At 63.7% G+C, this 10,175-nt stretch carries 8 protein-coding genes; 4 read left to right on the top strand and 4 right to left on the bottom strand.

What is annotated here, in order from left to right; translation table 11 throughout:
- The 4 genes from B2527_RS06310 to B2527_RS06295 form a co-directional block, all read right to left on the bottom strand.
- Nucleotides 1-890, bottom strand: an 890-nt coding sequence (locus B2527_RS06310) for an acyl-CoA dehydrogenase family protein (protein WP_293706681.1), incomplete at its 3' end; no start/stop codon positions are given.
- A gap of 55 nt (nucleotides 891-945) precedes the next feature.
- Entirely contained in the window at nucleotides 946-2,346 is a 1,401-nt protein-coding gene (locus B2527_RS06305) for a flavin monoamine oxidase family protein (RefSeq protein WP_293706680.1), read from the bottom strand.
- A 254-nt stretch (nucleotides 2,347-2,600) separates the two neighbouring features.
- Entirely contained in the window at nucleotides 2,601-5,036 is a 2,436-nt protein-coding gene (locus B2527_RS06300; protein WP_293706679.1) for a TonB-dependent receptor, read from the bottom strand.
- Between the two features lie 89 nt (nucleotides 5,037-5,125).
- Nucleotides 5,126-5,977, bottom strand: a complete 852-nt coding sequence (locus B2527_RS06295) for a DUF1838 family protein (RefSeq protein ID WP_293706678.1) — start codon at nucleotides 5,975-5,977, stop codon at nucleotides 5,126-5,128.
- A gap of 467 nt (nucleotides 5,978-6,444) precedes the next feature.
- Here B2527_RS06295 and B2527_RS06290 point away from each other — a divergent pair, with 467 nt between their 5' ends.
- The 4 genes from B2527_RS06290 to B2527_RS06275 all read left to right on the top strand — a co-directional run bounded on the left by B2527_RS06290 (nucleotide 6,445) and on the right by B2527_RS06275 (nucleotide 10,019).
- On the top strand, nucleotides 6,445-7,632 hold the full coding sequence (locus B2527_RS06290; RefSeq protein ID WP_293706677.1) for a class I SAM-dependent methyltransferase: 1,188 nt from the start codon (nucleotides 6,445-6,447) through the stop codon (nucleotides 7,630-7,632).
- Nucleotides 7,629-7,988, top strand: coding sequence for a hypothetical protein (locus B2527_RS06285; protein WP_293706676.1), 360 nt, complete (start codon nucleotides 7,629-7,631; stop codon nucleotides 7,986-7,988). The genes B2527_RS06290 and B2527_RS06285 overlap by 4 nt, the downstream gene beginning before the upstream one ends.
- A 48-nt stretch (nucleotides 7,989-8,036) precedes the next feature.
- Nucleotides 8,037-8,543: a hypothetical protein gene (locus B2527_RS06280; RefSeq protein WP_293706675.1), complete on the top strand. Its 507-nt coding sequence runs from the start codon at nucleotides 8,037-8,039 to the stop codon at nucleotides 8,541-8,543.
- A gap of 333 nt (nucleotides 8,544-8,876) precedes the next feature.
- On the top strand, nucleotides 8,877-10,019 hold the full coding sequence (locus B2527_RS06275; protein ID WP_293706674.1) for a nitrilase-related carbon-nitrogen hydrolase: 1,143 nt from the start codon (nucleotides 8,877-8,879) through the stop codon (nucleotides 10,017-10,019).
- Nucleotides 10,020-10,175 lie beyond the last annotated feature (156 nt).

The raw sequence follows: 10,175 nt of genomic DNA, 5'->3' as shown, positions 1-10,175 counted from the left end.
CGGGCCATGTCGGCCATCTTGATCTGCGCGCTCTGGGTAGCAGCAACCGGGCGGCCGAACAGGATGCGCTCCTTGGTGTAGGCCAGCACTTCATCCAGGCAGGCAATCGCAGCGCCCAGCGGGCCCCAGGTGATGCCGTAGCGGGCCTGGGTGAGGCAGCCCAGCGGGCCCTTCAGACCCTTCACGTTGGGCAGGCGGTTGGCGTCGGGCACGCGCACGTTGTCGAAGAACAGCGCGCCAGTCACCGAGGCACGCAGGCTCATCTTGTGCTTGATCTCCTGGGCGGTGAAGCCCGGGGTGCCCTTCTCGATGACGAAGCCCTGCACGCCTTCGTCGGTGTTGGCCCAGACGATGGCGATATCGGCCACCGAGCCGTTGGTGATCCACATCTTGGAACCGTTGATCACCCAGTCACCGCCGTCCTTCACCGCGCGGGTCTTCATGCTGGCCGGGTCGGAACCGCCATGGGCTTCGGTCAGGCCGAAGCAGCCGATCACCTTGCCGCGCGCCATGTCCGGCAGCCAGCGCATGCGCTGCTCTTCCGAACCGTAGGCATAGATGGGGTACATGCACAGCGAGCTCTGCACCGAAACGAAGCTGCGCAGGCCGGAATCGCCGCGCTCCAGTTCCTGGCAGATCAGGCCGTAGCTGACGCTGTTCAAGCCGGCGCCGCCGTACTGTTCCGGCAGCGAGCTGCCGAGCAGGCCCATGTCGGCGATCTCGGGGATCAGCTCATTGGGGAAACGGCCCTGGTCGAAGCAGTCGCCGATGATCGGCAGCACGCGCTCGTCGGTGAAGCGGGCAACGGAATCCTGTACAGCGCGTTCTTCCTCGCTCAGCAGCGAACGCACGTCGAACAAATCGTAGGGGTTCAGTGTCTTCAGGCTCATTACTGTCTCTGGAAGGCGCATCCGCGCCCGGAAGGTAGGGGATAAGGTAGTTCAATCAGGCCGAAAGAATTGCTGCAGCCGCACGCTCGCCCGAGGTGACGGCCGCTTCCATGCCCGGAACCTGCAGTTCGGTCTGCTCGCCGGCGAAGTGGATGCGCCCGAACGGGGTGTTGGCCCAGCGCAGGGTTTCGGCAAAACGGCCCGGGGCGATCTCCGAGAACGCGCCATCGGCCAGCGGGTCATTGCCCCAGCTGCGGGTCTCCAGCGGCAGCAGCGCGCCCTTGGCGGCCGGGCGCAGGCGCTCCATGGCATTGATGACCCAGGCAAATCGGGCCTCGCGGTCCAGGGTGTCGGCGTGCTGGGCCATGGCACCGTTGAGCCAGACGATCAGGCGGTTGGTCTGGCCGTCGGCGCCGGGCACGGCAAAAACGCGCTGCAGCGGGCCATCGCCCCACAGCGACAAGGGCAGGCCGTCGTCTTCCCAGAACGCGCGGGTCGGATGCAGGTGCACGGTGGTCACCGCATTGGAGCGACGTGCCGCCCAGACCTCCTGCTGGCCGACCGGCGGTGCCGGGTCGATGGCGATACGGCTGAGCGGGCCACTGGGCAGGGCCAGCACCAGGTGCGCGGCGCGGAAGCGGCGGCCGTCAAGGCAGCGCACCTCCAGGCCGGCACGGCCGGACTCGACCCCGCTGACCTGCGCGCCCAGCACCGGCGGCTGTGCCAGTGAGGCGGCCATCGCCTCCGGCAAGGCCTGGCTGCCGCCCTGCACCCAGCCGGTCCCACGCGAGCCGAACCGCCGCAGCGCATCGCGGCGCAGGGCATCCAGCGCGCTGATGGTCTGCAGCGAGGAAAAACTGTTGCCGATATCCATCCACTGCAGCGCCTGCGGCGACCAGCCCTTGCTGGCGATCAACTGCGACAGGGGGATATCCAGCGAGAGATTGGCAGGGTCGCGCCAGCTGTCCACTGCCGGCAGGCCGAGCTCGCCCATGGCGGTGGCCAGCAGCATCGGCGGCAGCAGGCTGTGCTCGCGGCCCTGCAGGGTATTGAGTGGGCTTCCAGCCCATTGCATGGCCGGTACCAGGGCATCGCCGATGGCCAGGCCCAGACCGGCAGCGGTGGGCAGCGCGGCCGAGGGCGGAACGATATCCACACCTACGCGCTTGGCGTGGGCATGCACGCGCTCGTAGCCGGTGCCGACTTCCACCCCACCGATTTCAAAACGGATGCCGTTGCGCACCACGGTCTGCAGGCGGCCACCAACGCGCGGGTTGGCCTCCAGCACGGTGACGCGGGCGCCACCGGCTTCCAACGCATGCGCAGCGGCCAGGCCAGCCAGGCCGGCGCCGACCACGATCACATCGCTGCTCGGCACCTTGGCATGCAGCATGCCCGGCAGCACCGCCAGTGTTGCCATGCCAGAAACTACCTTGATGAAATCGCGTCGCTGCATTGGTTCTGCCTGCTGGGTGCGGAGTGCTTTGTTGTGTTGCAGTTGCTGTTGCTCCAAATGCCGTCATTCCCGCGAAGGCGGGAATCGCTCTTGCTTTCGCTTTCGCTCTTGCTCTTGCACACCCCTCCAGAAATTCAAAAGCAAAAGCCAGAGCGATTCCCGCCTGCGCGGGAATGACGATCTGATGGAGCATCGGTAAAGCCCGTTACACGCGGGCTGGGACGCCGCTAGACATCCCAGCCCACGCAAAACTCTTAGAACTTGTAACTGACCTCAACGCCATACATACGCGGCAGCGAAGGTGTCAAACCAAAATCACGCAGGTTGGTCACCGCCAGGCCGGTCAACGGCGGCACCGCCGGCACGGCCACATAGGCGTCCGGATTGATGGTGCGCTGTGCGTCTTCCAGGGTGCGGTCGTTGAACGCGTTGGTGACATAAGCCGACACCTGCAGCTGCTCGGTCGGGCGGATGCTGAAGCGGAAGTTGGTACGGGTGGAAGCGCCGATATAGGCCAGGTTGTCGACCTGGATGTAACGCTTGCCTTCGTAGTTGACGTCCATGTTGGCGGTGTATTCCCAGCCATTGGCCAGTGCGCCGTCATACATCAGGCCCAGCGTCGCCTTGTGCTTGGGCACGCGCGGCAGCGTGGCGCCGGCAGCATCGGCAGCCGGGTCAGCCAGTGTGGGGGCATTGCTGCTGGAGAACAGATCGGCCTGGTCCTGGCTGAGGAACTTCAGGATCTCGGCATCGGTGTACGAGTACGCCAGGCTGGCCAGCCAGCCCTGTGCGAACGCCCACTGGCTTTCCAGCTCGAAGCCACGGATGCGCGACTCGCCCACGTTGGTGGTGTAGCTGGTGGAGAACAGCGAGCCGTTCTTGCGGGTGACGGGGCCGGTTTCGGTCAGCTGCTGGTTGGTCCAATCGATCTGGTAGATGTTGGCGTTGACGCGCAGGGTGCCGTCCAGCCAATCGCTCTTCATGCCCAGCTCGTAGTTCCAGGCTTCTTCTTCCTTATAGGTGCTCAAACCACGCGCGATCAACGCGTCGCGGTCGGCTTCCTGGAAGTCGGCGCGGTAGACGTCGGTATTGAAGCCGCCCGGCTTGTTGCCTTTGGACACCAACCCGTACAGGTTCACGTTCTCACGCGCCTGGTAGCTCAGAGTCCAGCGCGGGGTGAAGCTGCTGAAGGTCTTGTCCAGCGCATAGGCCTGGGTATAGGTGTTGGCACCCAGCACACGCGTGTCGACACCTCCCTTGCTGATCTCGTCGCGGGCGTAGCGGCCTTCCAGCGAGGTGGTCCATTGGTCGTTGATGTGCCAGTTGATCAGGCCGTAGATCGCCTTGTTGATGGTCTGGTCATCCGGATTGGTCGGGATGGGGGTGACCACCTTGTTGCCGCCAATGGTGTAACCGGTGAGGTCACCGCCCCAGCCCGGCTGCGCATCCTGCTTGTAGTAGTACGCGCCCAGCATGCCCGACACCGCCAGACTCTGGTCGGTGGTCAAGCGGATATCCTGCGACCAGTTCTTGACACCTGTATTGGCAAAGCTCTCGAACGCACCGCCATAACCGCGGATGGCGCTGTAGTCCTGATCGCTGGCAGCGTAGGTCTCGCTCTTGTTGTAGGCCGAGGTCGAGGTCAGGTTCCAGCCATTGGCGAACAGATAGTCCACCACCACGCTGGTGCGCAACAGGTCGGTCTTGCGGCCGGAGAAGTAACCGGCGGTCTCGAATTCCCTGGTGTTCAGCGCGTAGTCCGACGGCGCCGTCAGCTCACCACAGTAATAGCCGCGGCGGCGCGATTCCAGGATCGGATACAGGCCGAAGTACAGGCCACCGGTTTCTTCCGGCAGGTAGCAGTTGAGGTTGTCGCTGCCCAGGCGGGCGGCAGCGAAGTGCTGGTCGCGGCTCTTCTGCTTCATCACCCGTGCGGTGATGTCCAGCGCCTCGGTCGGCGACCAGGCGATGGCGGCCATGCCGCTGATGGTCTCGGTGCCGTTGAGGTCCTTCCTGCCCGAGGCTTGGTTGTAGAAGATGCCGTCATTGCCACGCTTGTTCAGGCTGACGTCGTAGCCGAACGAACCATCGTCATTGCCGCCCGAATAGAACAGGCCCATCTTTTCCTGGTCGTAGTTGCCGGCACCCAGGGTGAGCTTGCCGCCCGGCGCGCTGCCCGGACGCTTGGTGATGAAGTTGACCGCACCCGAGAAGGTACGGCGGCCAAACGCGGCCGACTGCGGGCCACGGATCACTTCCACGCGTTGGATGTTCTCCAGGCCGTAGCTGGAGATATCGCCTTCGACGTAGATGCCGTCGATGAAGAACGAGGCATTGGCCTCGCCCTGGATGTTGGACATGCCGCGGATCACCGGGCGGTCGAAGCCGCGGCCGTAGCCGGACTTGAACGAGAAGCTCGGCGACAGGTTGGCGATGTCGCGCACGTCGGTCAGGCCCTTCTTCTCGATGGTCTGCTCGGACATGGCGGTGATCGGCAGCGGCATCTGCTGCAGCGGCTCGGACACGCCACGCGCGGTCACGGTGATCTGGTCCAGGCTGTGCACGGCATCGCTGTTGGCTGCCGGCGGTGCGCCCGCTTCGTCGCTGTCGGCAGCGGCGACGTTGCCCGCACACAGCAGCAGCGCGAGGGCGATCGAGGAGCACAGCAGGTCTGGCTTGATGGTCTTCATGGGTTTCCCGACTGGAAAGTTTGATCGGAATGGATTGGGAGGATGGATGCGCCGTCTTGGGGGAGGGTTCCGTCCGTTGTTTCCGTACTTCAGTCCTGCTGTTTCGCCGCCGCGTCCTGCTTGAGCTGCTTGTAGTAGCTCCAGCTGGTGACGTTGGGTTGCACCCAGGTTTCAGGTGCGCGTGCGTACTCGGGGTAGCGGGTACGGACGAGTTCCTGGATGTCGGCAGGCAGTTCACTGACCGATGCGCGCTTGTTGCCCTGCGCGATGTAAAGCAGATTGCCCGGGCGGGTGCCCAGCTTCATCCAGGGCAGCCACGGCCCGATGCGGGTCCAGCCGTAGGTGACCGGCACGCTCTTCAGCGCCGGGTTTTCCAGATCCGCGCGCGGCGCGAAAAACATGAAGTGCTCCGACCCCATGTAGGTCGGGCCACTGGACTCGGCCGGGAATTCGGCCGGCTGCAGCGGGTTGGGATAGGTCAGCGGGATGTTGAGGGTCAGCATCACCTGGTCGCCGGCTTCCACCCACGGCAGGTGCAGCGGACGGCCCGGCGCATTGAGCACGGTGTTGACCGGGTCGTTGGCGACCTGCACCACCGCGTTGCGCTCACCCGAGAACGGGTTGTCCCAGCTGTCGATGATCTTGCCGGTCTTCAGGTCGCGGTAGAAGGTGAGCTCACGCGTATACAGCCGCCATACGCCATCGGCCTGCTTTTCCGCACGGCAGATGTTGTAGCCCTCGAAGCCCAGCAGCGGCGCCGGCTTCTGCCCTGGCTCCTGTGCGAACAGGGTGCCGGCCCACCACAGCAGTTCTTCCTGCTTGGGGTCCAGCGAACAACGCAGCTTGACCATTGCTTCAACGCTGCCCTGTTCGGACTGCAGATCCAGCGCTTTCGCCTGTGGCGAAAGTGCAATTGCGGCAGCCAGCAAAACCGATGACATTCGAATCACGTCCAACCCCCGGTTGAAGTGGAGCAATGAAGCCAGCGCGCTGGCCTGCCCCGGACCACGGAAGACGGGCCGGCGACCCGTCAAAGATGACATATAGCTATATCATTAGTACATGTTTGTCCAATCATTTGTAGAACCTTTATCGCCGACCCCGCGGCACTGCTGGACGCCGTGAAAACCCAGCAACAGCAAGCACGGGCGGCACCGCGCAAGATGTTGCTTTGCAACAAAAAAACGCCCGCCCAGGCCATGAAAATGGGCACTGGCTTTTTGTCCGGACATTTGAGAAATTCGGGATACGGATGATGCCGGGAGATAGGCTGATAGACCGTACTGGCGGAGATTTCCGCCAGTCCGAAGGCGCAAGGGCACAGGTATTAGTTGGCCGCTTGACCCCGACCAGACCTACATGACATATAGATATAACTTTAGAACTTGAAGCCTTCCAAGGAGTCGCCATGAGCCAGCAAGCCCTGCCCCCCAGTTGGCAGCACGTGGGCCGCCACGCGGTGTTCCCCGATAGCGCACTGGATGACACCGCCCGCTTCGACTTCCTGGCCAACCTCAATGGCTACCTGGCCACCCAGCTCAGCCCCAAGGTCAAAGCGGCCTACGAAAGCCGGGTAAAACCAGCATTCGAAAAGGAGAAAGGCCGCGCTCCGCAAAGCCGCCATGAAGTGCGCAAGGCGATGGCCGGCGATGCGATCTACCAGACCTGGAGCGCCCTGCGCCGCAGCAGCATGGAAATGCGCCAGCAGGCCGGTCGCGGCCTGGTGCTCAAGCAGGTGGACGCGCTGATCGACAAGACCCGCGCACTCAACGCCAGCGACGATGGCCTGCAGCTGGATGCCTCGGTGAAGGTGCCACGCTATTCCAGCGCGGTGGACATCCACTGCATGCCCGGCGGTTACCACACCGAGCTGCTGGCCGATGACGTATCGGCGGCCGCCAACTACGACTGCGGCATCTTCGCCACCACCGGCGGCATGCTCGGTCGTTACAACGATGGCGGTGGCCAGGCGCTGGCGCAGTGGTTGAAGGAAGAACACCCCGGCTTCAAGCCGCGTCGCATCCTCGATATCGGCTGCACCGTTGGCCACAACATCGTGCCGCTGGCGCAGGCCTTCCCGGATGCCGAGGTGATCGCCATCGACGTGGCCGCACCGATGCTGCGCTACGCCCATGCGCGCGCCCGTTCCCTGGGCGTGAACAACATCAGCTTCCGCCAGGCCAATGGTGAAGCGCTGGACTATGCGGACGGTTCCTTCGACCTGATCACCACCGCCATGTTCTGGCATGAGAGCTCGGCCACGGCGATGCCGCGCAAGCTGCGCGAGATCCACCGCCTGCTGGCGGCCGGCGGCCTCACCGCCCACCTGGAGCAGCCGCAGTACCACGGCATGGACCCCTACGAGCAGTTCATCCGCGACTGGGATGCGTACAACAACAACGAGCCGTTCTGGAGCGTGATGCACGAGTACGACCTGCGCCAGATGATGGCTGCGGCCGGCTTCGATGCCGAGCGTTATTTCGAAACCAAGGTCCGCGGCGTCGTTGACCGCGACATCTTCCCGGTGGCCAGCGAAAGCGGCGAAGACCACGGCCGCGCTGCGCTGTGGACCATGTTTGGAGCGTGGAAAGCATGAGCATCGATCCGATCGCCCTGGCCGGCAGCCGCGCCCGCGGCAAGCGTCCGTATTTCTTCAAGGACCCGGACGTAGAGCGCGTGCTGTCCATTGCCATGGCCATCGCCATGGAGAACGCTGTTACCCACCAGCGCCTGGATGCGCTGGAACGCTTGATCGAACAGAAGGGCCTGCTCAGCCGCGAAGAACTGGACCAGTTCCGCCCGGACCGTGAGGCCGAAGCCCAGCGCACGCTGTGGATGAAGGAATACATCGCCCGGGTGCTGCGCATCGTGCAGCAGGAGACCGAGGCCTTGGAAGGCGGTGCTATGGACGTGCCGATGGAAGAAGTGATGGATGCGCTTCGCAACGAATGAGGCCCTGCCTCAACTGATGACATCAACACGACCCACAAGGAAACCGCAATGCCGAACATGCAACTGCACCTGCCGCTGCTGGCCCGCCACGAAGGCGTCTGGGATGGCGTCTACCGTTACTACGACGCCAACGGCGACAAGATCGACGAACACAAGTCGCGCCTGATCTGCCGCTTCCCGGCCGATGAGAACCTGCCCTACCACCAGACCAACCACTACAGCTGGGCCGACGGCAAGGTGGAAGTGCGCGACTTCCCGACCCGCTACGAGTTTGGCCGCGTCATCTTCGACAACGAGCTGATCTACGGCTGGGCGGCCGAAGTGCCGCTGGATGACTACCACCGCACGGTGATGCTGTACTGGAAGCGCAAGGGCGAGGAAGGCCTTGAGCTGTACGAAATGATCCAGCTTTCCGACTGCGGCCAGCTGCGCAACCGCATCTGGCACTGGTACAAGAACGGCGTACTGGTACAGCGCACGCTGATCGACGAAAAATTCGTCAGCCGCGACTGGCAGAAGATCAAGGGCGAGAGCTTCAACGGCGACCCGATCTGATTGCAGCCGTAGCATAACTACCCGGGGCGCCACGGCGCCCCGGGTTTTTTGATACTGCAGCTGTTGCTTGAGCCCCTCTCCCGCGCGCGGGAGAGGGGTTGGGGTGAGGGCAAGCTTTTAAAGCTCTAAGAGCTCCCCTCATCCGCCCCTTCGGGGCACCTTCTCCCGCAAGCGGGAGAAGGGATCAAGAACAAGAACAACAGCAACTGCACAAGCAACTGCACAAGCAACTGCACAAGCAACTGCACAAGCAACTGCACAAGCAACTGCACAAGCAACTGCACAAGCAACTGCAACCAATATGATCCAGGCTATCAACCACCGAGGTACCCAATGAGCAACACCCGCAGACATTTCCTGGGCAGTGCCGCCGGCCTGGCCGCACTGGGCGCAGTCGGCCCGTCCCTGCTGGGTGCCTCGGCACCGGCGCAGGCGGCAATGGGCAAGGGCCCGGACGCGCTCAATGAACGCACCGATGGCACCTACACCACGGTTGAACTGGCCAAGCCGGCATGGACCCTGGGCTTGGTGCAGTCGCGCGTGCACAGCTTCGATGCCAAAGAATGGAAGGCCGGCACCAGGCGCAACCTGGCGCACATGCTCGAGCTCATCGACAAGGCGCACTACCACGCCAAGCCCGACCTGCTGCAGTTCCACGAATTCCCGCTCACCGGCTGGCGCAAGTGGACCCGCGACGAAATCCTCAAGTTCGCCATCACCATCCCGGGTGAGGAAACCGAGGCCATCGCCGCCAAGGCACGCCAGTACGGCACCTGGATCGTGTTCGGCGCCTATGCCACCGACCCGGATTGGCCGGGCCACGTCTTGTCGATCACCACGATCATGAACGACAAGGGCGAGATCGTGGACAAGCACTGGAAGGCACGCAACCTCAAGGGGGCCTTCCCGGGCTTCGAACTGTTCACCACCACGACGTACGACGTGCTCGACCGCTACGTGGAAATGTACGGCCGCGATGCCGTCGTGCCGGTCACCCGCACGCCACTGGGCAATATCTGCACCAGCTCCACCCAGCGTGAGCCGGAGCTGTTCCGGGCCATGGCGTTCAAGGGCGCCGAAGTGTTCCTGCGTACCGCCTCGGGCGGCTTCTCCGACATGGATATCGCCGCCTGTGCCATGTACAACGGCGTCTACTCCTCCATCGTCAACAACTCGATCTCGCCGGACAACGGCCCCTACTTCGACGACCCCGGCTCAGGCGGCACCGCGCTGTACGACCCCAGCGGCAAGATCGTCGCCGAAGCACAGAGCAAGGAAGAAACCCTGGTGCTGGGCCGCGTGCCGATCGCCGAGCTGCGTGCACGCAAGCGCCAACCTGTCGTGCACATGGACCTGTTCCGTGACGTCTACGACACCTACCAGAACGCCTATCCGCCGAACCTGTGGTCGGAGTACCTGCCTACTTCGCTGGAAGATGCGGCGCGTTACATCCGCGGCAAGTCACGCTGGAAGTAAGCTGAACCGATGACGGCGCCGCAAGGCGCCGTTGCTTCATTCAGCGCCACCGCTGATTTCAGCCGATCGAACCCAAGCAGCTTCGTACCGCAGCGCGCGGTTCTGCCCACAGCCACCCCAGCTCACAAGCGGGTGACGCGGCACGGATCAAACTGA

Origin of the sequence: Stenotrophomonas sp. UBA7606 (assembly GCF_002477705.1) — a bacterium.
In the GTDB taxonomy this organism is placed as follows: domain Bacteria; phylum Pseudomonadota; class Gammaproteobacteria; order Xanthomonadales; family Xanthomonadaceae; genus Stenotrophomonas.
Note: the sequence above shows the minus strand (reverse complement) of the source record. Positions and strands in the feature narration are given on the sequence as shown.